This is a genomic window from Chitinophagaceae bacterium, from assembly GCA_016699815.1.
Classification (GTDB): Bacteria; Bacteroidota; Bacteroidia; order Chitinophagales; family Chitinophagaceae; genus Ferruginibacter.
In genome coordinates this window covers 2,712,968-2,739,471 of sequence record CP065012.1, presented here as the reverse complement: position 1 = coordinate 2,739,471, position 26,504 = coordinate 2,712,968, and the positions used below count along the sequence as shown (strand labels likewise).

General features: G+C 39.1%; 26 protein-coding genes. 14 read left to right on the top strand and 12 right to left on the bottom strand.

Going from position 1 to position 26,504, the window contains the following annotated elements; translation table 11 throughout:
- Positions 1–13: 13 nt before the first annotated feature.
- The 11 genes from IPO46_12180 to IPO46_12130 form a co-directional block, all read right to left on the bottom strand.
- A complete protein-coding gene (locus IPO46_12180; GenBank protein ID QQS62824.1) occupies positions 14–1,135 on the bottom strand; it encodes a (2Fe-2S)-binding protein in 1,122 nt (373 codons plus the stop codon).
- A 99-nt stretch (positions 1,136–1,234) separates the two neighbouring features.
- Positions 1,235–2,587 carry an NADH-quinone oxidoreductase subunit NuoF gene (gene nuoF, locus IPO46_12175; GenBank protein QQS62823.1) on the bottom strand — a complete coding sequence of 451 codons (1,353 nt, stop codon included), beginning with the start codon at positions 2,585–2,587 and terminating at the stop codon, positions 1,235–1,237.
- A 72-nt stretch (positions 2,588–2,659) separates the two neighbouring features.
- Positions 2,660–3,073 carry a VOC family protein gene (locus IPO46_12170; protein ID QQS62822.1) on the bottom strand — a complete coding sequence of 138 codons (414 nt, stop codon included), beginning with the start codon at positions 3,071–3,073 and terminating at the stop codon, positions 2,660–2,662.
- 25 nt (positions 3,074–3,098) lie between these two features.
- Positions 3,099–3,593 (bottom strand): NAD(P)H-dependent oxidoreductase subunit E, encoded by a 495-nt coding sequence (locus IPO46_12165; GenBank protein ID QQS62821.1) that lies wholly within the window; start codon positions 3,591–3,593, stop codon positions 3,099–3,101.
- 21 nt (positions 3,594–3,614) lie between these two features.
- A complete protein-coding gene (locus IPO46_12160; protein ID QQS62820.1) occupies positions 3,615–4,853 on the bottom strand; it encodes an NADH-quinone oxidoreductase subunit D in 1,239 nt (412 codons plus the stop codon).
- A 41-nt stretch (positions 4,854–4,894) separates the two neighbouring features.
- Positions 4,895–5,407, bottom strand: a complete 513-nt coding sequence (locus IPO46_12155) for an NADH-quinone oxidoreductase subunit C (GenBank protein ID QQS62819.1) — start codon at positions 5,405–5,407, stop codon at positions 4,895–4,897.
- Between the two features lie 38 nt (positions 5,408–5,445).
- Complete coding sequence (locus IPO46_12150; protein ID QQS62818.1) at positions 5,446–6,009, bottom strand: NADH-quinone oxidoreductase subunit B; 564 nt, start codon at positions 6,007–6,009, stop codon at positions 5,446–5,448.
- Positions 6,010–6,124: 115 nt separating this feature from the next.
- Entirely contained in the window at positions 6,125–6,520 is a 396-nt protein-coding gene (gene ndhC / locus IPO46_12145; GenBank protein ID QQS62817.1) for an NADH-quinone oxidoreductase subunit A, read from the bottom strand.
- Positions 6,521–6,639: 119 nt separating this feature from the next.
- Positions 6,640–8,364 carry a hypothetical protein gene (locus tag IPO46_12140; GenBank protein ID QQS62816.1) on the bottom strand — a complete coding sequence of 575 codons (1,725 nt, stop codon included), beginning with the start codon at positions 8,362–8,364 and terminating at the stop codon, positions 6,640–6,642.
- Positions 8,365–8,439: 75 nt separating this feature from the next.
- Entirely contained in the window at positions 8,440–9,384 is a 945-nt protein-coding gene (locus IPO46_12135; protein ID QQS62815.1) for a substrate-binding domain-containing protein, read from the bottom strand.
- Positions 9,384–9,644: a hypothetical protein gene (locus IPO46_12130; GenBank protein ID QQS62814.1), complete on the bottom strand. Its 261-nt coding sequence runs from the start codon at positions 9,642–9,644 to the stop codon at positions 9,384–9,386. Before IPO46_12130 ends, IPO46_12135 begins: the two co-directional genes overlap by 1 nt.
- A gap of 294 nt (positions 9,645–9,938) precedes the next feature.
- On the opposite strand from IPO46_12130, the gene IPO46_12125 reads away from it, so the two are divergent.
- From IPO46_12125 to IPO46_12105, 5 genes are all read left to right on the top strand, one after another.
- The gene (locus IPO46_12125) at positions 9,939–10,412 is read left to right on the top strand and encodes a low molecular weight phosphotyrosine protein phosphatase (protein QQS64408.1); all 474 of its coding nucleotides are present in this window, start codon (positions 9,939–9,941) and stop codon (positions 10,410–10,412) included.
- Entirely contained in the window at positions 10,413–11,777 is a 1,365-nt protein-coding gene (locus IPO46_12120) for a histidine--tRNA ligase (protein ID QQS62813.1), read from the top strand.
- Between the two features lie 42 nt (positions 11,778–11,819).
- A complete protein-coding gene (locus IPO46_12115; protein QQS62812.1) occupies positions 11,820–13,505 on the top strand; it encodes a DUF4836 family protein in 1,686 nt (561 codons plus the stop codon).
- Between the two features lie 61 nt (positions 13,506–13,566).
- Entirely contained in the window at positions 13,567–14,208 is a 642-nt protein-coding gene (locus tag IPO46_12110) for an ATP-binding cassette domain-containing protein (GenBank protein ID QQS62811.1), read from the top strand.
- 8 nt (positions 14,209–14,216) lie between these two features.
- Positions 14,217–15,395 carry a hypothetical protein gene (locus tag IPO46_12105; GenBank protein ID QQS64407.1) on the top strand — a complete coding sequence of 393 codons (1,179 nt, stop codon included), beginning with the start codon at positions 14,217–14,219 and terminating at the stop codon, positions 15,393–15,395.
- A 49-nt stretch (positions 15,396–15,444) separates the two neighbouring features.
- On the opposite strand, the gene IPO46_12100 is transcribed toward IPO46_12105, so the two are convergent.
- Positions 15,445–16,638, bottom strand: coding sequence for an acetyl-CoA C-acyltransferase (locus IPO46_12100; GenBank protein QQS62810.1), 1,194 nt, complete (start codon positions 16,636–16,638; stop codon positions 15,445–15,447).
- Positions 16,639–16,725: 87 nt separating this feature from the next.
- On the opposite strand from IPO46_12100, the gene rlmN reads away from it, so the two are divergent.
- From rlmN to IPO46_12055, 9 genes are all read left to right on the top strand, one after another.
- Positions 16,726–17,763 carry a 23S rRNA (adenine(2503)-C(2))-methyltransferase RlmN gene (gene rlmN / locus IPO46_12095; GenBank protein QQS62809.1) on the top strand — a complete coding sequence of 346 codons (1,038 nt, stop codon included), beginning with the start codon at positions 16,726–16,728 and terminating at the stop codon, positions 17,761–17,763.
- Between the two features lie 115 nt (positions 17,764–17,878).
- A complete protein-coding gene (locus IPO46_12090; protein QQS62808.1) occupies positions 17,879–18,505 on the top strand; it encodes a hypothetical protein in 627 nt (208 codons plus the stop codon).
- Positions 18,506–18,656: 151 nt separating this feature from the next.
- Positions 18,657–20,231, top strand: a complete 1,575-nt coding sequence (locus IPO46_12085; GenBank protein ID QQS62807.1) for a glycerol-3-phosphate dehydrogenase/oxidase — start codon at positions 18,657–18,659, stop codon at positions 20,229–20,231.
- Between the two features lie 61 nt (positions 20,232–20,292).
- Positions 20,293–21,777: a glycerol kinase GlpK gene (glpK, locus tag IPO46_12080; GenBank protein QQS62806.1), complete on the top strand. Its 1,485-nt coding sequence runs from the start codon at positions 20,293–20,295 to the stop codon at positions 21,775–21,777.
- A gap of 25 nt (positions 21,778–21,802) precedes the next feature.
- Entirely contained in the window at positions 21,803–22,513 is a 711-nt protein-coding gene (locus tag IPO46_12075) for an aquaporin family protein (GenBank protein ID QQS62805.1), read from the top strand.
- A gap of 87 nt (positions 22,514–22,600) precedes the next feature.
- Positions 22,601–23,563 carry an rRNA pseudouridine synthase gene (locus IPO46_12070; GenBank protein ID QQS62804.1) on the top strand — a complete coding sequence of 321 codons (963 nt, stop codon included), beginning with the start codon at positions 22,601–22,603 and terminating at the stop codon, positions 23,561–23,563.
- Positions 23,550–24,269, top strand: a complete 720-nt coding sequence (locus IPO46_12065; GenBank protein ID QQS62803.1) for an RluA family pseudouridine synthase — start codon at positions 23,550–23,552, stop codon at positions 24,267–24,269. Before IPO46_12070 ends, IPO46_12065 begins: the two co-directional genes overlap by 14 nt.
- Before the next feature lie 90 nt (positions 24,270–24,359).
- On the top strand, positions 24,360–25,670 hold the full coding sequence (locus IPO46_12060; GenBank protein QQS62802.1) for an MFS transporter: 1,311 nt from the start codon (positions 24,360–24,362) through the stop codon (positions 25,668–25,670).
- Complete coding sequence (locus IPO46_12055; protein ID QQS62801.1) at positions 25,667–26,503, top strand: MBL fold metallo-hydrolase; 837 nt, start codon at positions 25,667–25,669, stop codon at positions 26,501–26,503. Before IPO46_12060 ends, IPO46_12055 begins: the two co-directional genes overlap by 4 nt.
- The last annotated feature ends 1 nt before the right edge of the window (position 26,504 follow it).

The following is a 26,504-nucleotide window of genomic DNA, read 5'->3' as shown; positions in this document are numbered from 1 at the left end:
GAGTACTGTTATTTTAATCATTAAAATCAGAAGAATTTGCAGGGCGGTTGAGTTTGCTCAAATCCCTGTTTTCTTCATTAACGCCACTTACGTTATGAATGTCCATCAATAATTTTGGTTTCCTTCCATCCATTACTTCTCCAAAAGTTTCCTGTGGTTTGTCATCTGTTTTATATTTATTGGCGCCAATTACCGAATGCCGGGATATGGTAGTTAACCCTTCAATTACCCAATCACATGTTTTCTTTTTATCGAATCTGCAGGTGTTACAAATCCAGCCCGGTTTACCATCAAAACTTTGCACTTCGCCAAAAGGGTCTTTACGGGTTGTTACCCTGTACACTTCATCGCCCCTTAACCACAAAGTTGTTTTACCACAGCAATTTGACGTTTCGCAATTTCTATGGGCATCTACGGGCTTGGTAAACCACACCCTGTTTTTAAAGCGGAAAGTTTTATCGGTTAATGCACCAACAGGGCACACATCAATCATATTTCCGCTAAAATCGTTATCAATTGCTTTGCTGATATAGGTAGAAATAGCAGCATGATCGCCTCTTTCAATAACACCATGCACCCTTTGGTTGGTTAGTTGAGCAGCTACATAAACACAGCGGTAGCAAAGTATACAACGTGTCATGTGTAACTGTATGTAAGGGCCAATATCTTCTTTTTTAAAAGTCCTTTTTACAAATTCGTACCGGCTTCCGGAATTGCCATGGTCGTAGCTCAAATCCTGCAGGTAACATTCGCCGGCCTGGTCGCAAATAGGGCAATCTAATGGATGGTTAATAAGCAAATATTCTACCACACCTTTTCTTGCATCAAGCACCCTTTCGCTGGTAGTATTTTTAACTATCATCCCATCCATTACTGTTGTGCGGCAACTTGCCATTAATTTAGGCATTGGCCTTGGGTCGGCGGAAGAACCTGCAGCTACTTCTACCAGGCAGGTACGGCACTTGCCTCCTGTATCTTCCAGCTTACTGTAATAGCACATGGCCTGCGGCGCTACTTCAAAACTTATTTGGCGTGCCGCATCTAATATTGTTGTGCCCGGGGCCACCTCAATGGTAAACCCATCAATGGTAACTTTTAGTTTTGCCGGGGTTTCTTTTTTAATTTCGTCTGCCATATTGTTTTATTTATTCCCTGCACTTCAGGAACTTCTCATCAAACAACCTATATCATTTAATTTCTCTAATTCAGAAATTGAAATTTTCTTATTAAATATTTACACTGCATCAACTTTAAGTTCATCTGCATAATGTGCCAATCCATAATTTTCCCTTAGGCACAGTTCAGGATTATTTACATGCCACTCAAACTCATCCCTAAAATGCCTGATAGCGGCAGCCACCGGCCATGCGGCGGCATCTCCCAACGGGCAAATGGTATTGCCTTCGATCCTGCGCTGCACATCCCAAAGTAAATCTATATCCTTAATGGCGCCTTTGCCTGTTTCAATTTTATGCAATAATTTTTCAAGCCAGCCTGTGCCTTCCCTGCAAGGGCTGCACTGGCCGCAACTTTCGTGGCGGTAAAACCTTGCTAAGGTATAAGTGTGTTTTACCACACACTGGTCTTCATCTAATACAATAAATCCGCCAGAGCCCATCATGGTGCCGGTTGCAAAGCCGCCATCGGCAAGGCTTTCGTAATTCATTAATCTTTTTTCGCCTTTGGCGGTAGTGAGCAATAAATTTGCCGGCAATATGGGTACCGAGGAGCCGCCGGGGATACAAGCTTTTAATCTTTTACCATTGGATATGCCGCCGCAGTATTCATCACTGTAAATAAATTCTTCTACCGAAATGGTCATATCTATTTCATAAACACCTGGTTTATTAATATTGCCACAGGCAGAAATTAATTTGGAACCGGTGGATTTTCCTACACCTATTTTTGCATACGCTTCCCCACCTTCGTTGATGATGGGTACTACAGCAGCAATAGTTTCTACATTGTTTACCACAGTTGGCCTTTCCCACACTCCTTTTACTGCCGGAAAGGGTGGTTTTATTCTTGGGTTGCCCCTGTTGCCTTCAAGCGATTCAATTAAAGCAGTTTCTTCTCCGCAGATATAAGCGCCTGCGCCTCGTTGTACATAAATTTCACAATCGAAACCGCTGCCCATAATATTTTTTCCTAAAAAGCCATTTTGCTTTGCTTCTGCAATAGCTTCTTCTAAAATATTGGTTATCCATGCATATTCTCCACGTATGTAAATGTAACTTACATTACTGCCCAGCGCAAATGAAGACACGATCATTCCTTCAAGCAAAAGATGCGGAATAAATTCCATGAGGTAACGGTCTTTAAAAGTACCAGGTTCGCTTTCATCGGCATTAACCACCAGATGCCGTGGTACACCTGCTGGCTTTGCTATAAAACTCCATTTTAAACCAGTAGGGAAGCCGGCGCCGCCACGGCCCCGAAGGCCGCTCTTTTTTACTTCATCCACAATTTCTTCCGGCTTCATTTTTAATGCTTTCACTACACAGCTGTACCCACCCTGCCTGCGGTATACATCAAAAGATTTTATGCCCGGAACATTGGCGTCTTTTAATAAAATTTTTTTGGTCATTGTCAATATCAAAAATCAATTGTAAATATTCAAACCCTTTATTGCATGCTTATTTACTTTTGATACATTATTTTATTTTTTAGGATAATCGTAATTAAACATCCAGTGTACGCCAAACTTATCTTTTGTCATGGCAAACCTTGCACCCCAAAAAGTATCCTGGATAGGCATCGTAACCGTACCGCCTTCAGCCAATGCAGCAAAGGTATGTTCGATAGCTTCGAGGCTGGTAAAATTTAGCGATAAACTTACCTGGTTGCCTGATAGTGTACTTACACCCGGAGGACAATCACTAACCATAAACTTTAAACTACCCATTTCAAATACGGCATGTAATATTTTATTTTTCATATTATCATCCTGCGCCATATTGGCTTCGCCAAATGTAGATTGCATGGTAACCGCACCATTCAAAGCCTTGCAGTAAAAGGCCAAAGCCTCTACTGCATTGCCGTTAAAATTTAAGTAAGGTATTATTGCTTCCATAATTATTAATTTTTAAATTTTAAATCTAAACTTTCAACCCCTTACATTCTTCAATAATTGTATCTACTTTTTCACGGGTTAATTGTTCTTTATAAATTTTACCCAATTGCATCATGGGAGCATAGCCGCAGGCGCCAAGGCATTCAACGGTTTTTAAAGTAAACATCCCATCTGTTGTAGTTTCGCCTTCTTCAATATTTAGTTTTTGCCTGATGTAATCAATGATATCATCGCATCCGCAAACCATACATGGGCCGGTACGGCATACTTCAAACACATATTTACCTACGGGCTTTTGGTTATACATGGAGTAAAAGCTCACCACTTCATATACTTCAATAGGCTCCAGCTTTAATAGGGTTGCTACATAATTCATAACAGGCACATCAAGCCATCCGCCAAATTCTTCCTGCGCTAAATGCAGTACGGGCAGCAAAGCGCTTTTTTGCCTGCCTTCGGGGTAGTGGCTGATGATTTCAGCTACTTTTTCCAGTTTTTCTTTTGAAAATTCAACACTCATATTGCTAAACACAAAATTTTATTAAGCATCTAATTCGCCTGCAATTAAATTTAGGCTACTCATGGTAATAATGGCATCGCTAAGTAAGCCTCCTTCAATTAATTCAGGATAAGCCTGGTAATAAATAAAACATGGTCTCCTAAAATGCAGGCGGTATGGCGTTCTTCCTCCATCGCTTACAAAATAAAAACCCAACTCACCATTTGCACCTTCCACACTATTATATACTTCGCCTTTTGGCATTTCTGTTTCGCCCATTATTATTTTAAAATGATAGATGAGCTCCTCCATTTTGGTATAAACATCTTTTTTCTTGGGAAGATAAAATTCCGGCACATCTGCATGGTACACTTCTGCATCGGCACCTTTGATGGCTTGTATTTTTTGATAGGCCTGTTTTATAATGCTAAGGCTTTGCCACATTTCCTGGTTACGCACCAAAAACCTATCGTAACAATCGCCGGTACTGCCAACAGGAATGGTAAAATCAAATTCTTCGTAACTGCTGTAAGCTGTATGTACCCTTACATCATAATCAACACCTGCAGCACGTAAATTGGGGCCGGTAAAGCTGTAATTCAATGCTCTTTCTGCACTTATTGCGCCGCAACCAATGGTGCGTTCCATAAAAATACGGTTGCGGGTAAACAGGTTTTCAAATTCTCGTAATTGTGCCGGATACCCTGTTTTTTCGTCGAGAAATTTATCCAGCTTTTCCCATGCCACCGGTGTAAAATTTCTTTCAAAGCCGCCTATACGGCCAATATTAGTGGTGAGGCGTGCCCCGCAAACCTCTTCATAAATTTCATAAATAAGTTCCCGAAACTGCATTACATAAAGGAACCCTGTATAAGCACCGCTATCCACACCTACTATTGAATTACAAATAAGGTGATCGGAAATACGGGCTAGCTCCATAATAATAATGCGAAGGTAATCTACCCTTTTGGGTGTTTTAACGCCCAGCAATTTTTCGCAGGTAAGCTGCCAGCCAATATTATTAATGGGAGATGAACAATAATTGAGCCTGTCAGTTAATGGCTGGATTTGGTATAATGGCCTTCGTTCTGCAATTTTTTCAAAAGCCCGGTGAATATACCCTACGGTAGATGTGGCTTTCATGATGCGTTCGCCATCCATTTCCAGCACATTTTGAAATACACCGTGTGTTGCTGGATGCGTTGGGCCAAGGTTTAGCGTAGTGGTTTGCTTTTCCAAAGAACCTTTCGGCAACAATATATGTTCTGTAGCTTCTGACATATTATTTTTTGAAGCAGCTTTGCTGCAAATTCACTTTTAAATCAACCTTTATAATTTCCCCTGCCAAACATTTCATCATCTTTATCAGATCTGGTTTGGTCTTCTACCGGGTATTCTTTGCGCAGGGGAAAATAATCCATTTCATCTACATTTAACACCCTAATTAAGTTAGGGTGACCTACAAATTCTACCCCAAAAAAATCATAAGTTTCTCTTTCCATCCAATTTGCACCGGCATACATTGCAGTTGCGCTGTACACTTTGGGATCTTGTATTGAAGCAAAAACCCTAAAGCGCAACCTTACATTATCTATCATATTATGCAAATGATAAACAACAGCAAGTTCACTACCTGCATTATCAGGAAAATGAACGGCCTGAAGGTCGGTTAAAAACCGAAACCTCAATTCCTCATCATCATAAAGAAACTGCAACACTTTTAAATTAATTTCTTTGGGTGCCGTAAATGAAAGCATACCGTAAGACTGCTCCCAATTAGAAAGCAGTTCTCCAAATTTTTCTGTAAGTCTTTGCTGTATCCTTTCGTTTGTCATTTTTTAAGAACAATACATTAATGGATGATAAGTATTTACTATTGAATGCCGTAACCTGCCAGTAATTGTTTGTAATGATCGCTGTTACGGCGGCGCAAACTTTCGTTATGTACCAAATCCTGTATTTTTAAAAGCCCATCTAATATAGCTTCGGGCCTTGGTGCACAACCGGGTACATAAACATCTACTGGAATAATTTGATCTATACCCTGCAAAACGGAATAAGAATCGAAAATACCTCCACTGCTGGCACATGCACCCACAGCCATTACCCACCGGGGTTCCGCCATTTGAATATACACCTGCCTTAATACCGGCCCCATTTTTTTTGCGATGGTACCCATTACCATTAACAGATCGCATTGCCGTGGACTAAAACCTACCCTTTCGGAACCAAAGCGTGCCAAATCATAATGACTGCCCATGGTGGCCATAAATTCTATACCGCAGCAACTGGTGGCAAAAGGCAAGGGCCAAATTGAATTTTTGCGGGCAAGGCCTACCACTTTTTCAAAGCTGGTTGCCATAAAACCTTCGCCCATGTATCCTTCCGGTATGCCTGCAAATTTTACGGTATTGTTATATTGAACCGGGCGTTCCATTTTACGTTTTATTTTTTATATTATATCCTAATTTTTCCTATCGCATCCCTTTCACTACAGGTTACTTTTTAAAAAAGTATCAGCATCTTATATTATAACCTCATTTTTATTTGTTTTAATCTTCCCACTTTAAAGCGCCTTTTTTAGTGATATATATAAACCCTGATAAAAAAAGCGAAACAAATAAAGTTACGGCTATAAATCCTTCCCATCCTAATTCCCTGAAGTTTACGGCATAAGGATAGAAGAAAATTACTTCCACATCAAATAGCACAAATAAGATAGCCACCAAAAAATATTTTATGGCAAAGGGTTGGCGGGCATTTCCTTTTATTTCTATGCCACTTTCAAAATTTTGCAATTTTTCTGCCGTTTTTCTTTTTGGGCCCAAAAGGCTTGACCCAATTATCATTGTTGCTACCAACCCTGCGCCAAAAATTAATTGCAGGGCTATAGGGAAGTAGTTATAGGCGCTATTTAACTCGTTGGCTTGTAATAAATAAAATTCCATGGTATGCAAAACTCTTTCAACTGCAAAAATAAGATAGCACAACGAATATTCCATCATATAAAATAAAAGCCTGCATTATCTCTTATTATGCAGGCTTTATAAAAACACTTAATGTGAAATTATTTTCGTGGCGTTCTTGGTGGCTTAGGCGCCTTAGGCGGCTTTGGTGGTGCGTTAGGATCGTTATTGCTGATAAACTCCTTATTGGCCAGTAACTGTGCATCCTCCGGTTCAAGCATCAGGGCTTTATCCAAATAAGTTAAGGCTGATGCTTTATCTTTTTTCTGGTTGTAATAATATTCAATAAAAAACCTGTAGGCGCCTGAAAGCTGGTTTTTTACTTTTGATTTATCAGGAGCTGCTTCACCCAACTCCACCACTTTTGTATAAGCTGTTACAGCAAGCCCTAAAACACCTGTACTGTCTTTTGCCTGTAAGGATTTGCCTTCCATATAAAAGCCAAACACATCGGTAGGATATTTGGTTTCATACAGTTGATAATAATACGCTGCAGAATCGTAATTACCGGCACGGTAATAATTATATGCAGTATTGTGAATATCTACATTAGTATAGTTTCTTTTTAGGTCAAGCACTTTTTTATACCATTCTGCTGCTTCTTTATACCTTTTTTGGTTATCAAATGCCTGGGCCATTCCCTTAAGATAAGAAACCTTATTGGCTTCAATACTGTCCATATCTACTGCTTTTAAAACATACATGGCTGCTTTATCTTCATTGCCCGGCAGCTTTAATAATATTGCAGAGTAGGCCGCATAATCGCCACCGCCAATTTTATCCGAAATTTGATTTTTAAAATATTCTTCAAATAATGCCTTTGCATTTTCACGGTATTTAATTGCAGCAGCAGTATCCTTTGCTTTTAATGATGCATTTTCTAACTTATCATTGGCATATGCTTTTAACCCGTATAAATTAGGGTATGGGCTTGAGCCTTCTGCAGCTATACAAGCATCTGCAGCTTGAATAGATTCCAGGAAAAAACCCTGTGCGTACTTCATTGATGCTTTATAAAAACAAGCTTTAGGGTCATCATCAGAGTTTGCCAGCCATTTATTGAGATATTCGGCAGATTTATTAACATCAATATTATAATAATAATTATATAGAGTTGCGTACACCGGTGCATAAGCAGGGTCTTTGGCAATGGCATCGTTATAATATTTTAAATACAAGGGTTCCTGTGCCACACCCTGAGTTTGATATACCCGGCCGGTGCGGTAAATAGCCCTTGCATAATTAGGGTCGAGCCTTAGCGCTTCATTGTAAGAAACTACGGCATTGCCACCATCGGCAAATTTACGGTAAGCATCCCCAAGGTTTGCCAAAACTTCGGGGTCATTAAATTTTTTAATTTGTGTTGCCTGCTTTAATTTTTGAATGGCATAATTTGCATCGCCGTTTTTACTGTCGGGGTTGCCATTGGCATAACCCACGGCATTGAGTACATCTATTCTTTTGCCTTCGCTTAGTGAAATTGCCGTTTCAAAATGGTTGCGGGCATCTGCAGATTTTCCTTCAATTAATTCCACATGGCCCACACCTGCCAATACCAGCGGACTATTGGGGCTGGTTGCCAGTTTTTCCAGGTATAATTTTTTGGCACCGGCATAATCTTCAAGCCCAATATAAGCCTGTCCCAGGTAGTAAATAGCTACTTCGTTTAAAGGCTCTTTATCTACTATCTGCTTAAACAAATCCCTGGCGCTTTGATACCTTTCATAATACAAAAACTTTTTACCCTGCTCCATACTTTGGGCAAAGTTTACCTGCACAAAGCATAAGAAGAATAAAAAAAGACAAGCTGTTTTAAGTTTGTTCATCGTTGGTTATGTTTTGTTTTAAGATTAGACTGTTGCAATGTCTGGTAAAAATATAAAAAAACGTTAAGGAGCTTGTTAATTTTCAGGAATTTTCTCGTTTACCTTTACTGCCCTTACATCAAACTGCATTACGGGCACCAGGTAAGCCCTCCTAAATATTAATTGCCCCCGTTCAAATTTTAAAAACCCGGTAAAATCGGTTCCCAGCCCCAAATGGGTTTCATTAATAATATAATATATTCCTCTTACTAATGGGTAGTGCTTACTGCTGATGCTTTGTTGCATCGGTTTTACAAATGGCGAATCGGGGCAAATAGTACACTGCACATATGCCATTTTTACTTTTTTAAGTTTATTTATCTGTGCAGTATCTTCCGGGTTGCCTATATGGCTAAAACCCACCAGGCCAATAGCATTTGGGGTTTCTGCAATGTAATCAATTACTTCATCGCTGTTTTTTGCCGCTTTTACTACCGTGGTATCAAATTTATTTCCTTTTAAAACAGAGTCCAAAATAAAACGAACAGTTCCGGTGGTATTTACACCATCGAAAACAATTTTTTGTTGTCTGTTAATTTTCCCTTCCATTTGAAGTTTTAACCTGTTTAGCGTAAAAAGACTGTCGCTGCTTTTTGCATTTACCAAAACCACTACAGCATCCAGCGCCACTATGTTCCATCCGGGCACATAATTCATGTTATTTTTAAAATAGTCTTCTTCCTTGTCATTTAATCCACGGCTTACTATAATGAGTCTTGTAACCGTATCTTTCCATAAATCTTTAAAGCATTCAGCCTCGGGTTTATAATGTGCAATTATTTTTGAATCGGGAAAAGATGCTTCGTACATTTTTATTTGTTCCTCTATTACCGGCTTAAAAGATTCATCAACACTAATGTTTATTGTTCCATGCCCGGGTGTATCATAAGCTTTTTTATCCTTTTCGGAATTATTACATGACATAATAAGGCAGTAGGCAAAGCCGGCAATAACCATAGGGTATCTTAGTATAAGTATCATTAATTTTTCCTGAAATAATTTTGCTTTACTCCACGGTAAACCCTAAACACACCATATATGACACAAATACCACCCAGTAATTTCATAGTGCTATCATCCAGGTTTACATCAAACCTTGTTTCAAAATACTTATTAAAAAAAAGGAAAACACCCATTGCCGTCCATAGCAAGCCCATACCCAGGTCCATAATACTCCGCATCCTGGCGTAGCCACGGTCTCTTTTATTGAGCTCGTCATTATCAAATTCTTCCAAAGCCATTTTTTAAAGTTTAGAACAGGCAATTTACAACTTTTAATTTTTTTGATTTAAAATCTAAAGTCCAAAAATATCTTAGCCAAAAGCATGCTCCATTTTAATCAAATTTCTTACTCATTATTCTAATCTGAAAATGTATCAATAAGATACAATTTGTTTAAGATTACATAACTATTATTGCTCAATATTTACGTGTTGTCTGCAAAAATAAGCAGTTACATAAACACACGGAACCATCTAAATAAGCACTTTTGACAGCATTTTGGCAAACCTTATCTTTGCCGGATGAAAATTTTAATGGTTTGCCTGGGAAATATTTGCCGTAGCCCTTTGGCAGAAGCTGTTTTAAGAAAAAAAGTTCGGGATGCCGGGCTCAATTGGTTTATAGACAGTGCAGGAACAAATGGATTTCATACCGGCGAAGCGCCCCATCATTTTACGCAAAAAGTGGCAAAAGCAAACCATATAGACATTAGCAACCTAAGGGCAAGGCAATTTACGGCCCTCGATTGTGAATTGTTTGATAAAATATATGTAATGGCTGCAGATGTGCTGGAAGAAGTTAAAGAAATTGCTGGCAAACAATTTAACCCCGGAATGACAGATTATTTTTTAAACGAACTCCACCCCGGAAGAAATGAAGATGTTTTTGACCCCTGGTATGGCGGTTACGATGGATTTGAAAAAGTGTACCAGCTTATTGACGAAACCTGCAATGCCATTCTTAAAAGTTATTTTACAGCACTTAAAACAACACAAGCCCAACTATAAATGACGAGGCCAACTTTACCACAGGGAATGAGGGACTTTTCTGCAGAAACAGTGCAAAAAAGGGCATACATTTTCAACACAATCAAATCTGTTTTTGAATTGTATGGGTTTCAGCCATTGGAAACGCCGGCAATGGAAAACCTGGAAACCCTCATAGGCAAATATGGCGAAGAAGGCGATAAACTCATTTTTAAAGTATTGAACAACGGGCTCAGCGACCCCAAAAATATTGACAAGGCAAAAGAAGGTTTTGAAAAATTATTGTTGGGAAAAAATACAAACGCACTTACCGAAAGGGCTTTAAAATACGACCTTACCATACCCTTTGCCCGCTATGTTGCCATGAACCACAAGCAACTTAACTTTCCGTTTAAGCGCTATCAACTCCAACCCGTTTGGCGAGCAGACAGGCCGCAAAAGGGCCGATACAGGGAGTTTACCCAATGCGATGCAGATGTTGTAGGCAGCAATTCCTTATGGAACGAAACAGAGCTTGCATTAATTTACGATACCGTTTTTAAACAACTTGGCCTTAAAGAATATACTCTTAAAATTAACCACCGCAAGATTTTAGCAGCGCTTGCCGAAAAATGTGGCGGCTTTGAAAAATTAACTCCCATAAGCAATGCCATAGATAAGCTGGATAAAATTGGGCTTGAAAAAGTAATAGAATTATTGGGGGCAAATCTTGATGCGACGCAGGTAAAGCTTGTGGGGGAATATTTGCAGATAAGCGGAACCAATCAAGAAAAATTATTGAAAATAGAAAAGCTGTTTTTAGGAAATGCTGGTGCCAAAATGGGCGTTAATGAAATAAGGCATATCCTTTCCAAAGCAAATGCGGCAAATATTGAAATAGATTTTACCCTTGCCCGTGGGCTCGATTATTATACCGGTATCATTTTTGAAGCTAAAGCGCCTGAAATGGTAAATATGGGAAGTATTGGCGGTGGAGGGCGCTACGATAACCTTACCGGCCTCTTTGGTGTACCCGATATTCCTGGCGTGGGAATTAGTTTTGGTGTTGACCGTATTTTTGATGTAATGGAAGAACTCAACTTATTTCCTGCAACCATTCAGCAACAAATAAAAGCTCTATTTTTTAACCTGGGCGAAAAAGAAACGGAAAAAGCTTTTGAAACCGCACAGCTTCTTCGTAGCCAGGGTATCGCTTGTGAAATATATCATGAACAGGCCAAAATGGACAAGCAGTTTAAATATGCCGAAAAGAAACAGATTCCTTACGCCATTATTATTGGAAGCCGGGAGTTGGAAAGCGGAAACGCTGTTATTAAAAATCTTCAAAAAGGAGAACAACAACTGTTATCTTTGACAGATTTGGTACCTTTTTTTAAATCAGTTTAAATAGCCTTAAAAATTATTCACTTAACAAATTTTAAATTTAAAATGAAACAGCAACGTTTTCTTTCTTTTGTAATACTTGCATTTTTATCAGTTATGGTTTTTTCCTGCAAAAAATCAACAAACACTATTGGGTTAACGATACCCAGGGATGCAATGTTTGCCTTTTATGCAGATGGCAAATCGCTGAACACAAAATTGCCCTGGGATTCCATTAAAAACAATGCTGCAATAAATGAATTGCTTAGGGATAGCAGCCTTTCTGCAGTAGCCAAAGCCGCAATTGAAAACCCCGAAAGCACAGGTATAGATATCAATACCGATTTTTTATTTTTTATAAAAAGCGACTCAAGTGGCGGCTACGCTGCTCTAGAAGGCAATTTAAAAGATGCCGCTAAATTTAAAAGCTTCATCAGCGCTGCTTACCCTGGCATTACCCATGCAGAAAAAGACGGCGTACATTTTTACAGCAAAGACCAAATTACGGCCTCGTACAAAGAAAACCGTTTTATTATTGCCGGCGAATTACCAGAGTTCAATAAACGCAATAAGGCTTTTAATTATGCAGAAAATGATACTGCAGCAAAGCCTATGCATGTTTCAAAAATGGATTTAAATGCACTGGTTGCTTCTCTTTATACAATTAAAAACAAAGAAAGCCTTGGCACCGATAGCAGGTTTACTGCCGTAACCCAATTAAAAGGCGATATACATTTTTGGTTCAATGGAGAGGCTTTTATGAGCAGCAATATAGGCACTATGGCAGCCGTAATGCCCATGCTCAATTTATCGAAACTGTACAATGGCAATGCATCCGGCGCAGCAGTAAATTTTGACGATGGAAAAATTACTGCACAAACTTTATCTTTTGCAGGCAAAGAAGTAGAGGACCTCTGGAAAAAATACAAAGGCTCAAATGTTAATGAAGACCTGCTCAACCGCATCCAAAGCAATGATATTACCGGCTTTATTACTTTAAACTTTAAGCCTAAAGGCCTTGAAGAACTAATAAAATTAACTGGCGTTGACGGCCTCATCAATATGGGTCTTGCAGAAGCAGGCATTAACCTTGATGATTTTATAAAAGCCAATGGCGGCGATGTATTATTTGCCGCAACCGATTTTAAAAAAGATACTTCCGGAAGGCAGGATGCAAATTTTGTATTTGCCGTTTCTATTGGTGATAAAGTTTCATTTAAAAAATTAATTGATGCTGGCAAAAAAACCGGCGGTATGGGCGCTTCATCAAAAGTCGCCTACAACTCCAATGATAAATATTTTGCCATTGGCAACAACAAACCCTATATAGATAAATTTATTGCAGGCGGAAAAACAGACATGCCGTTCCTGGGCAAAATTTCCGGTAACCCGATGGGTGGCTATATTAGCCTCCAAAAAATTATTGGTTCCATGCAATCCGGCAATTATTTAGATTCCTTGGAAAGGGAAGGACTGATATTGGCCAAAAAATATTGGGACTATGCCTTAATGAACGGGGGCAAAATGAATGGCCATGCTATGGAAGGCTATTTTGAAGTAAACTTTGTAGATAAAAAAACCAACAGCTTAAAACAATTGAACCAATTTATGGTGGCTGCCTACAACCTCGAAAAATTAAGAAAAGAAAAATTAGATGCACAATACGGGCCAGTTACCGATGTTATTATTACGCCTGTACCTCCTTTAGATACAACCGAAGTTGCAATTCCGCCTGCTCCTTCTTCTAAATAAATAAAACAATTTTTAATAACCGCCAATAGCAATATTGGCGGTTTGTAATATACTACTGTACATGCAAATAATTCTCAACGAAGTTGCCCCGGTTTTTATGGATCAAAGCGCCTTTTCCCAGTCTGATATTTGGGGCAAAAAAGTAGTAATAGAAAAAGGTGAGCGGTTACAAATTGTTGCAGCAAGCGGTAGCGGAAAAACTTCTCTTATTAATTTCATGTACGGCCTGCGGAAAGATTTTAAAGGCGATATTATTATTAACCAAAAAAATACCCGTCAATTCACAGCCGAAGACTGGGCAACATACCGCTCAGCGCATATCAGCATTATGTTCCAGGATCTGCGCTTGTTTCCACTCCAAACCGGCAGGGAAAATATAGAAATTAAAAGGAAACTCAACCCGTTTAAAAGCCCTGAAGCTTTGGAGTTAATGAGCAATGGATTGGGGATACAAAACAAATTAAACCAGCAGGTGCAAATTTGCAGTTATGGAGAAAAGCAGCGCATAGCAGTGGTGAGGGCGCTTCAGCAACCTTTCAATTTTATTTTACTTGATGAACCCTTTAGCCACCTGGATGACAATAACCGCAAAAAAGCCATGCAGCTTATTGAAGAAGAAGCCACACAACGTAATGCAGCCATTATACTAGCGGATTTAAAACCTATTGAATTTTTCAATGCCCAACGAACCTTATACATGTGAAAAAAGATATTTCCTATAAAACTATTGCCCGCTTACTCAATACCGGAGAAAACCGTTTGTCAAAAATTGGAAGCTATACCGGCCTTGGCGTAGGCATGTTGTTATTATTCTGCTGCGCCCAAATGTTTATTAACCTGCAGCAATTAATAAAAGATAAAAACCTGCGCAAAAACGGCTTCGATTATATCTCCATCTCCAAAAATATTACCAACCAAAATATGGGCGGCGACAACCGGTTTAACAAAGCCGATATTGAAGCCTTAAAAAAACAACCTTTTATAACTGCTGTTGCACCTTTAATCAGCAACCAGTTTAGGGCAAAAGCAAGCGCCGGAAATATCCTGCCATTTAGTACCGATCTTTTTTTAGAATCCATTGACGATGAATTTATAGATACACTCCCACCCGGTTTTAAATGGCAGCCCGGGCAAGTAGATGTACCCATCATTTTTTCGTCGGATTACCTGGAAATCTATAATGTATTTGCGCCAGCACAGGAACTGCCGCAATTAAGCCAGGCAACCATACAAAGCGTTAATATCACACTGGAATGTTTTTCACCATTGGGTATCCAATCTTTTCGTGGGCATATTGTAGGCCTTAGTGACAGGATAAATTCTATACTGGTTCCAAAATCTTTTCTTACCTGGGCTAACTTACATTACGGCAATTCCGAAAACCCCGAAGCTTCGAGGCTTTACCTAAAAACCAACGATGCCAACAACGCTGATTTACTTAATTATTTACAACAAAAAGATTACCGGGTAAATAAAGATAAAACCAAGTTTGGCCGGGTGAAACAAGTATTGCAGGCCGTTTTAAGTGGTATGGCCGTATTTTCTGTTTTGGTGATACTGCTGGCTATGCTGCTGTTTTCTTTTTACCTGCAGCTCATGATTGCCCGCAGCAAAGACAATTTGCAATTGTTGGTTACGCTCGGTTATTCTCCTCAATGGCTGGGGAAAACGGTATCACAAAAATGGGTTCCTGTGTATGCCATTATTATTTTAATTGCGTTGGCAATAACACAAATATTTCATTTAATTTTCAGGCAGGGCATTTTTAATGGAGTAGAATTATTACCGCTATATATCCATTGGATGGTAGCTGCACTTGCTGTAGTACTGTTCCTTATTTGTATATACACAAATGAGAGGATGGTTAATAAACTAATAAGGAAATTATAATTAAACTGATTTCAAATGTAAAGAACGTTATGAAAAGTTTATTGCGTATTTAAACCGATTCATAAATTATTGCAGCACCCTGCCCTACTCCTACGCACATTGTAGCAAGGCCAATCTTGCTTTTTCGTCTTTTCATTTCATGCAATAAAGTAGTGCTAATTCTTGCACCGCTGCAACCCAATGGATGGCCAAGTGCTATGGCGCCGCCGTTTACATTTACTTTTTCAAGGTCCAATCCCAGGTCGTGTATGCAGGCAATGCTTTGAGCAGCAAAAGCCTCATTTAGCTCAATTAAATCCAGGTTATTTATAGTAAGCCCGGCACGGTCAAGCGCTTTAAGGGTGGCAGGTACCGGGCCAATACCCATTACGGAAGGCTCTACACCGGCAACTGCCATAGATTTTATTTTTGCCATTGGCGAAAGGCCATACTTAATAACTGCATCTTTGCTTGCAAGCAATAAAGCTGCTGCACCATCATTTATTCCGCTGCTGTTACCGGCTGTTACTGTTCCGTTTTTTAAAAAAGCAGGTTTTAACTGGCCAAGTTTTTCCAGGGATGATTCCCGTGGATGTTCATCTTTTTCAAAATCAACTAAGTCTTTACCTGCTGTAATTTGAAGTGGCACAATTTCATCTGTCCATCTTTTTTCTTTAAATGCGGTTGCATATTTTTGCTGGCTTTCCAAAGCAAATTCATCTTGTGCATGTCGGCTGATATTCCATTGTTTTGCCACATTTTCTGCGGTTTCTCCCATAGTATAGGGATAATACAGGGTTGATAAATTATTATTTACAAAACGCCATCCCATGGTAGTATCAAAAATTTCAGGTTTCCTGTCAAATGCATTTGAAGCCTTTGGCATTACAAAAGGCGCTCTTGTCATACTTTCCACACCGCAGGCAATTATAAGATCGCCATCGCCGCAGGCAATTGCCCTAGCGGCATCCATAATTGCCTGCAGGCCGCTTGCACAAAGCCTGTTTACCGTAACTCCGGCAACCGTAGAAGGCAGGCCCGCAAGTAAAGCCGACATTCTTGCTACATTGCGGTTATCTTCACCGCTTTGATTGGCAGCTCCGGCAATAACATCTTCAATGGCAGTTACATCAATTGCATTATTACGCAGCAATAATGCTTTAATTACATGGGCCAGTAAGTCATCGGGGCGAACCGTACTTAATGCCCCTCCATATTTTCCAATTGCTGTACGTACTGCATCTATTACAAAAACTTCCTGCATACTTATTAAAATAGGCTTTTAAATTACCTTATCCATAACAAAGAAAGCCAAAATTCCCCAATATCAGGCTATCCGTATCTTTGCGCCATGGATTACCCCAAAAACATTAGGGAACTGGGTTTAGACCAGTTAAAAGAGTACTTTATATCTATTGGCGACAAAAAATTCAGGGCCATGCAGACCTACGAATGGCTCTGGAAAAAAAATGCCCGTAAATTTAGTGAAATGACTAATCTTTCGCTGGATTTAAGGCAAAAACTGGAAGCCGATTTTGAATTAAACAGCATTAGCACCGACCTTGTTCAAAATAGCGCCGATGGAACCGTAAAAATGCGCTTTCGCACATTTGATAACCATTTACTGGAAGGCGTAATAATCCCAACTGAAAAAAGGTTTACCGCCTGCGTTTCTTCTCAAATAGGTTGCAGCCTCAGTTGTAGCTTTTGTGCTACCGGCCGTATGGAAAGAAAACGCAACCTTAGTTTTGAAGAAATCTACGACCAGGTTGCCATACTTAATGAGCAATCAATTAAAAGCTTTGGCTCAGGGCTTACCAATATTGTATTTATGGGCATGGGCGAACCTTTACTAAATTATAAAGATGTACTTAAAGCCATTGAAAGGATTACGTCTTCAGACAGTTTTGGCATGAGCCCAAAAAGAATTACCGTATCTACTGCTGGTGTAGCTAAAATGATAAAAAAACTGGGCGATGATGGCGTAAGGTTTAACCTGGCTTTATCGCTGCATGCCTCAAACGATATTAAACGCAACGAAATAATGGATATTAATGAAACCAATAACATTAAATCCCTTACAGAAGCGCTCAATTATTTCTATGCAAAAACCAAATCGGCCATTACCCTGGAGTATGTTTTATTAAATGGCGTAAACGATAGCCTGCAGGATGCTAAAGAACTGGCAGAAATTTATAAAAGGATTCCGGTGCATACCATTAATGTAATTGAATATAACACAGTAGATGGAATTGCTTTTACTAAATCAGACGAAAATAATACAGAAGCTTTTGTAAAATACCTCTCTGGCCGCAAGGTAAATGTGCATATTAGGCGAAGCAGGGGAAAAGATATTGATGCTGCCTGTGGGCAATTAGCAAACAAATAGCACAATTGTATAATATTTTGTGAAGTTTATTCGTTTAACTTATTTTTAAGGGAAGCAATTAAACTGTTTAAAGAAAACCCAGTCTATAAAAACATAATTGATTAAATAAAACATCATGAAAAAATTACTTGCAATATCTTTTGTATTAACGGCATTCGTATTTGCATCTAGTGCACAGGTGCATCGGCAATCCAAAGGCATTCAAAAAGGCAGCAGCCAGCATATGAATAAAAAAATGGAGGGCCTTAATCTTACCGAAAGCCAAAAAGCGGATATTAAAAAAATAAGGGAAGAACAAAAATCCCAAATGGAAACTTTAAAATCCTCGGGGCAGTCGCAGGAAGATATTCAAAAGCAAAGAAAAGCCATAATGGAAACTTACAGAACCAAAGTGCAGACAGTACTTACCACTGAGCAAAAAGAAAAAATGAAGGAGCAAAGACTCAATAAAAAAGAAAATAAAAGGCAAAAAGCCGAAAAACTCAAACAGGACCTAAACCTAAGTAACGACCAGGCGGTAAAAATGCAATCCATTAATGCCAACACTCAATCAAAACTTCAGGAAATCCGCTCCAACAATTCGCTAACACCTGTACAGAAAAAAGAACAAATAAAAGCCCTGCACCAACAAACCGTAGCCGACCGTAAAAGCATCCTTAATGAAGAACAAATAAAGAAAATGGAAGAAATGAAAAAAGACAAAATGCAGAACGGTGACTCCCAAAAAAGGAAGTTTAGATGAAATAAATAATTAACCTCTTAATAAACCATATTACCTCAAACCGCCTTTACCTTGTAAGGGCGGTTTTTAAATTGAGCAAACAACTGTTTTGCTTATTAATAATTTTTGCATTGCCACAAAGGTTTAGCAATTTGCAGATAAATAAAGGTAAATGCAAATAAGCCAGCCGGCAAATATTATACCCGACAGAAACCAAGCCTTAAATGAAATTTTAACTGCTGGTACACTTTGGGATATTATTGTAATTGGTGGCGGCGCAACAGGCTTAGGAACAGCCCTGGATGCCGCAGCAAGAGGTTATAAAGTATTGCTGCTGGAGCAATGTGATTTTGCAAAAGGAACATCGGGCAAAAGCACAAAACTCATACATGGCGGAGTAAGGTACCTGGCGCAGGGAAATTTTAAACTGGTTAGGGAAGCCAGTATAGAAAGGGGTTTATTATGCAAAAATGCAGCACATCTGGTAGAAAATAAAACTTTTATAGTTCCCGTTTATACCTTTTTAGATGCTATAAAATATAGAATTGGATTAAAACTTTACGATTGGGTTTCGGGCAAATACAGCCTTGGCCCTTCCTATTTTTTAAACAGCAAAAAGGCAAAGGAAATTTTACCTGCTGTAATTACAAAAAACTTAAAAGGCGCAATACTCTACCACGACGGGCAATTTGACGATAGCCGCCTTGCCATAAACCTCATGCAATCTATTTGGGAAAATAATGGTGTTGCTTTTAACTATGTACAAGTGAAAAAGCTCAACAAAAATGAAGAAGGGAAAATTTGCGGATTACAGGCCATTGATTTGGAAACAGGCAAAGAATTTTCATTTATGGCTAAGGCAGTAGTGAATGCAACAGGTGTGTTTACAGATAATATACTGCAAATGGATAGTGCAGGCCAGGCGGTAACCATAGCGGCAAGTCAGGGTGTGCATCTTGTATTACCCAAATTTTTTTATGGATCCGATAAAGCCATGCTCATACCCAAAACCAGCGATGGCAGAGTTTTATTTATTGTTCCCTGGCACCAAAATATTTTGGTGGGTACAACAGATACTCCAGTTGATACCATCAGCATTGAACCCAAAGCTTTAGAAGAAGAAATTGAATTTATTTTAAAAACTGTATCGGCATATTTAATAAATAAACCAGGCAAAAAAGATGTACTTAGTGTTTTTGCAGGCTTAAGACCATTAGCCGTATCCAACAAGGGAAATAAAAAAACAAGGGAAATTTCAAGGAGCCATAAAATAATTGTATCCAAGTCCCAACTCTTTAGCATCATTGGCGGCAAATGGACCACCTACAGGTTAATGGCCGAGGAAATGATTGACACTATTGAAAAAAAAATGAAATGGCCACACAAGAAAACTATTACAAAAAACCTTTCCCTGCATGGCAACCAGCAAAGTACCAATAGGAGCAATCCCCATTATTATTATGGCACAGATATAAACAATATTGATTGGGATGGAGAATGGATAAGCAAGCCCTTAAACATTTGCAGCAGCCAGGTAAAATGGGCTGTTCAGCAAGAAATGTGCCGTACCATTGATGATTTTTTGAGCCGCCGTACAAGGGCTTTATTACTGGATGCAGCAGAAAGCATCCGCATAGCGCCAACGGTTGCACTGCTAATGGCAAAAGAATTAAACCATGATGAAATTTGGATAAAAGAACAAGTGGCATTATACTATTCCGTTGCCCAATTTTATTTACTGCACTAATGAGAAAGCATACCGGTATTTTTTAAAAAATTACAGTACATTTAGCATACAATCATTTTTAATGGCTGATTATATCCTTTCCTTCGACCAGGGAACAACCAGTTCAAGAGCAATTGTATTTAACAAAAAAGCAAATATTGTTTCTATTGCCCAAAAAGAATTTACACAAATATTTCCCCAGCCGGGCTGGGTGGAACATGATGCCAATGAAATTTGGAGCACTCAAATTAGTGTGGCTGCAGAAGCGATTGCCAAGGCCGGTATCCCTGTAAATAATATTGCAGCCATTGGCATTACCAACCAGCGGGAAACAACGGTGGTTTGGGATAAAAAAACCCATCAACCCATTTGCCATGCCATTGTGTGGCAGGACAGGCGCACAGCAACCTATTGTGACGAACTGAAAAAGGCCGGGAAGCATAACCTGATTTTTCAAAAAACCGGACTGGTTACCGATGCTTATTTTTCTGCAACAAAACTTAAATGGATTTTAGATAATATTAAAGGCGCAAGGCAAAAAGCAGAAAATAACGAACTCTGCTTTGGCACTGTGGATAGCTGGCTGCTATGGAAGTTAACTAACGGAAAAGTACATGCCACAGATGTAAGTAATGCAAGCCGCACTATGCTGTATAATATTTATGAATTGCAATGGGACGAGGAATTACTTCAACTATTTACTATCCCAAAAACCATTTTACCAAAAGTAAAAAGCAGCAGTGAAATATACGGGCATACTTCAAACATACTCAATGCACAATCCATACCGGTTAGTGGAATTGCAGGCGATCAGCAGGCTGCACTTTTTGGCCAAATGTGTTTAGAACCCGGAATGGTGAAAAACACTTATGGCACAGGTTGCTTTATGCTAATGAATACAGGCAGCAAACCTGTAACTTCTAAAAACAACCTATTAACTACTATTGCCTGGAAAATAAAAGACGATGTACAATATGCTTTGGAAGGAAGCGTATTTATTGGAGGTGCAGTGGTGCAATGGCTAAGAGATGGATTAAAACTTATTCAATTCTCTGGTGAAGTAGAAGCCTTAACCTCAAAGGTGCAGGACAATGGCGGCGTTTACTTTGTACCGGCTTTTACCGGCCTTGGAGCGCCTTACTGGAACCAATATACAAAAGGAATTATTACCGGCATTACAAGAGGAACAACAGATGCACATATTGCACGTGCTGCTGTTGAAAGTATCGCATTTCAAAGTATGGATTTATTAAAAGCTATGGAAGCAGACGCCGGGCTCACTATTAAAGAACTTAGGGTAGATGGTGGCGCAACCATCAACAATTTGCTCATGCAGTTTCAAAGTGATATGGTAAATACAAAAGTGATAAGACCAAAAGTAACCGAAACCACTGCTTTGGGCGCTGCTTACCTTGCCGGCCTTGCTGCAGGTTTTTGGAAAGATGTTCAGGAATTACAGCAACACTGGCAAACTGAAACTATTTTTTCTCCATCATTTAATGAAACTACCCGAAAAGCCTTACAAGCGGGCTGGCAAAAAGCCATAAGGGCAGCGTTAACTGAATAATTTATATACCAAAAACATTTTAAACATGACGGCAGCATTAGCAGAATTAACAGGTACAGCATTGCTGATTATTTTAGGCAATGGCGTTGTAGCCAATGTAGTACTCAACAAAACCAAAGGCAATAACAGCGGATGGCTGGTTATTACTTTCGGCTGGGCAATGGCATTATTTGTTGCTGTTTACACCTGCACCATGCTTGGTGGAAGCGGACACCTCAACCCTGCCGTAACCCTTGCTTTTACTTTTTTTGGTGATTTTGACAAAGCGCTTGTTGTTCCATATATTTTGGCGCAATTTGCCGGCGCTATTGCCGGTTCAATAATTGTGTGGATAGCCTATAAAACACATTATGATGCTACTACTGACCCCGAATTACTCAGGGCAACTTTTTGTACCGCTCCTAATATTTACAGCCCGGTAAATAATGCACTCACCGAGTTTATCGGCACTTTTATTTTAATGTTTGGCGTATTGGCCATTTCTCCAGCGGCATCTACATTAGGCACATTAGATGCCCTGCCGGTAAGCTTACTTTTATTGGGTATTGGCCTTTCGCTTGGCGGGCCTACAGGTTATGCCATCAATCCTGCAAGAGACCTTGGGCCAAGAATTGCCCATGCAATTTTACCCATAAAACATAAGGGCAACAGCGAATGGAATTATGCATGGGTACCAGTTGTAGCTCCTGTATTGGGGGCAATACTTGCTGCATTGGTTTTTAATTATGTAAAGTAAATGAAAGCTATACTCTATTCTAAATACAAATAACCTTTCCTAACTTTGCCCTTCACCTACTGTTGCAAAACAGCAAATACAATAAACATGAGCCAGGATCCATTCAAAAAGTTCAAAAACCCAAAAAAAAACAGTACCGTTAAAGAAGAATTAAGGCAGGAGAAGAAAAAGTATAAAAAAGAAAGAGCTGCCTACTTTGATAAACTGAAAGAAGAAAAATACCAGAAAAAAAAGGGCACTTTCACTTCAGCCCAACCCATTAGCCAGTCTACACCTAAAGTAAGCAAGGATGCAAAATCTTCACATGAAGTAATGCCCTTAAATAAATTTTTGGCGCATTGCGGTATCTGCAGCCGCAGAGATGCAGTGCAACTTATTACCGAAGGCAAAGTAAAAGTTAATAAAACCGTAGTAACGGAGCCCGGCTATAAAGTACAAAAAGCCGATGAAGTAACTTATAACAACAAAAAAGTTTTTGTTACCAAAAACCTGGTTTACATTTTACTCAATAAACCCAAAGATTATATTACCACTACCGATGATCCGCAAGGCCGCAAAACTGTTTTGGAACTGGTAAAGGCATCGGGCCAGCAACGGGTTTACCCAATTGGCCGTTTGGACAGGAATACTTCGGGTGTATTGCTGCTCACCAACGATGGCGACCTTACCCAAAAGCTAAGTCACCCAAGCTACGAAGTAAAAAAAATTTACGAAGTAAAGCTGGATAAACCTTTAATAAAAAATGATTTCGACAAAATTTTAAAAGGCATAAAACTCTCTGATGGCCCTATTACTGCAGACAGCCTTGCCTATGCCGATAGTAAAGACAAATCTATAATTGGGATAGAAATTCACAGCGGCAGAAACCGTATTGTACGCCGCATATTTGAACACCTGGGTTACGATGTAAAAGGCCTGGACAGGGTGATGTATGCAGGCTTAACCAAAAAAAATGTAGAAAGGGGAAAATGGCGTTTTCTCAGTGAAAAAGAAATAAGGCTGTTGAAATACTTAAATGCTTCAAAAAAACCAGCCGTTGCAAAAAAATAATATTCAAACTATTTATGAGGATGAAAATATTGTAGGAGTAAACAAACCTGCAGGGTTACTTACTATCCCAGACAGGTTGCATTCAGAAAAATCACTGAAGGAAACCCTCATAGAAAAATATGGCGCTATTTATACCGTTCACCGTATAGATAAAGATACCAGCGGGCTCGTACTTTTTGCCAAAAATGAAAATACTCACAAATATTTATCACAGCTATTTGAAAACAGGCAGGTTCAAAAATTTTATTTAGGCATTGTTTTGGGAATGCCGCAAAGCAGTACGGGAATCATTGATGCGCCAATTGCCGAAAACCCCATTCATAAAGGCACCATGTATATTCACCGAAAAGGTAAGCCTTCCCAAACTTCTTACCAGGTTTTGGAAGCAAACCGGCATTTTTCTTTAGTGCAATTTGAACTGCATACAGGGCGAACACACCAAATAAGGGTGCACGCCAAAGAAATAGGCCATCCATTGGCATGCGATGCAATTTATGGCAATGCACTACCCGTTTATTTATCTTCAATCAAAAAAAAATATAAGCTAAGTAAAAATGAAGAAGCAGAAACGCCAATCATCAACAGGCTTGCCCTGCATGCTGCAAAATTAAATTTTAAGTTACAAAATGGCAAATATATCCAGCTTGAAACGCCTGTGCCAAAAGAATTCAGGGCGTTGATGCAACAGTTAAAAAAATTGCATTAAGCAACAGGGATTTCTTACAACAACATTGATATTTATATTTTACTGCTGTTTAACGGAATTGTTTTAAATTACCCTAATATTTTCTAAACCATGCAAACGGCTCCTAAAAAGGTTATTAACGGATGGGCTATGTACGACTGGGCCAACTCGGTTTACAACCTGGTAATAACTACAACTTTTTTCCCCATTTATTTTACAGAAATAACCCGGGCTCCACCTATGAATGGCACAGTACATATTGCAGGGCGATATTTTGTAAACACGGCGCTTTACAATTATGCATTGGCAGCCGCATATTTGATAGTGGCCATTTTAATGCCCATACTTACCGCAATAGCCGATGCAAGGGGAAACAAAAAGAAGTACATGCGTTTTTTCTGTTACATGGGAGCAATTTCCTGCAGTGCACTTTTTTTCTTTACGGGTAAAAATATTTCGTATGGGGTAATTTGTATGATGATGGCGGCAATAGGTTTTTACAGCAGCCTGGTGTTTTACAACTCCTATTTACCCGTAATTGCATCTGTAGAAGACAGGGACCGTATCAGTGCAAGGGGTTTTTCTTTTGGCTATATTGGCAGTGTAATTATGCAGTTGGTAGGTTTTTGCCTGGTAATATTCCATAAAGAAATACCATTCCTAAGTTCTGAAGCCGATGCGGTAAGGGCAACCTTTTTACTGGTAGGAATCTGGTGGATTGGCTTTGCTCAAATTCCATTCAGGCGTTTACCTAATCCTAAACCTGCCAATGAAGACTCTTTTAGAATAAATGTTTTTTCCAGCGGTTTTATTGAATTAAAAAAAGTGTTTGCACAGGTTAAAAAAATGAAAGTGATGCGCAGGTTTTTAGCCGCTTTCTTTTTTTATAATATGGGTGTGCAAACCGTAATGCTTGTAGCCAGTAATTTTGGCAGCAAGGTATTAAATTTACCCTCCACCAATTTAATAATAACCGTTGTACTCATTCAATTAGTAGCCATTCCTGGCGCTATTTTCATAAGCCGTTTATCTATGAGGTATGGCAATTTAAAAATTTTAATGGCCGTTGTATTACTTTGGGTAGGCTTATGTGTGTATGGATATTTTATGCAAACCGCCACAGATTTTTATATTCTTGCCATGATTGTGGGCCTGGTTATGGGCGGCATTCAGTCATTAAGCCGTTCTACTTTTAGTAAACTGATGCCCGAAACAAAAGACACCGCATCTTTCTTTAGCTTTTATGATATTACCGAAAAGATTGCCATCATCATTGGGCTTTCAACCTTTGCATTAATAGAAGAAAAAATAAATATGCGGAGTTCGGTTTTTTCTTTAATGATTTTTTTTAGCATAGGTTTTTTATTTTTGGCGTACGCTTTTAAAGGGCAAAAAAACGAACCCATATATTATGCATTATGAAATTATATAGTATCAATACCGGTTATTTTAAATTAGATGGCGGCGCCATGTTTGGCGTAGTGCCCAAGAGTATTTGGCACAAAATAAACCCTGCCGATGAAAACAATCTTTGTTCCTGGGCTTTGCGCTGCCTGCTAATTGAAGATGGCAAAAGGCTTACATTAATTGATAATGGCATTGGCGATAAACAGGATGAAAAATTTTTCGGCCACTACTATTTACATGGTAACGACACTCTGGATAAATCCCTGGCTGCCCATGGTTTTAGCAAAAATGATATTACCGATGTTATCCTCACCCATTTGCATTTTGACCATTGCGGCGGAAGTATAAAAAGAGATGGTGACAAATTGGTACCTGCATTTAAAAATGCCGTTTACTGGAGCAATGCACGCCATTGGAAATGGGCTACCGAACCAAACGACAGAGAAAAAGCTTCTTTTTTAAAAGAAAATATTCTACCTATTAAAGATAGCGGCCAGTTAAAATTTATAGAAGCCGATGGAAATAGTTTCCCGGAAAATATAATTATCCGACAGGTTTTTGGCCATACCGAAGCTATGATGCTGCCCCAAATAAGTTATAAAGGCAAATCTATTCTTTATATGGCCGACCTTTTGCCCTCTGCAGGCCATATTCCCCTGCCCTATATTATGGGTTACGATATGTTTCCATTAATCACCTTAAATGAGAAAAAATCATTTTTGATGGAGGCGCTTCAAAACGAATACATTTTATTTTTTGAACACGATCCAGCCATTGAATGTTGCAACCTCCAAATGAGTGATAGAGGCATTAGGATGAAAGATCAATTCCTTCTTTCTGCAATATAAT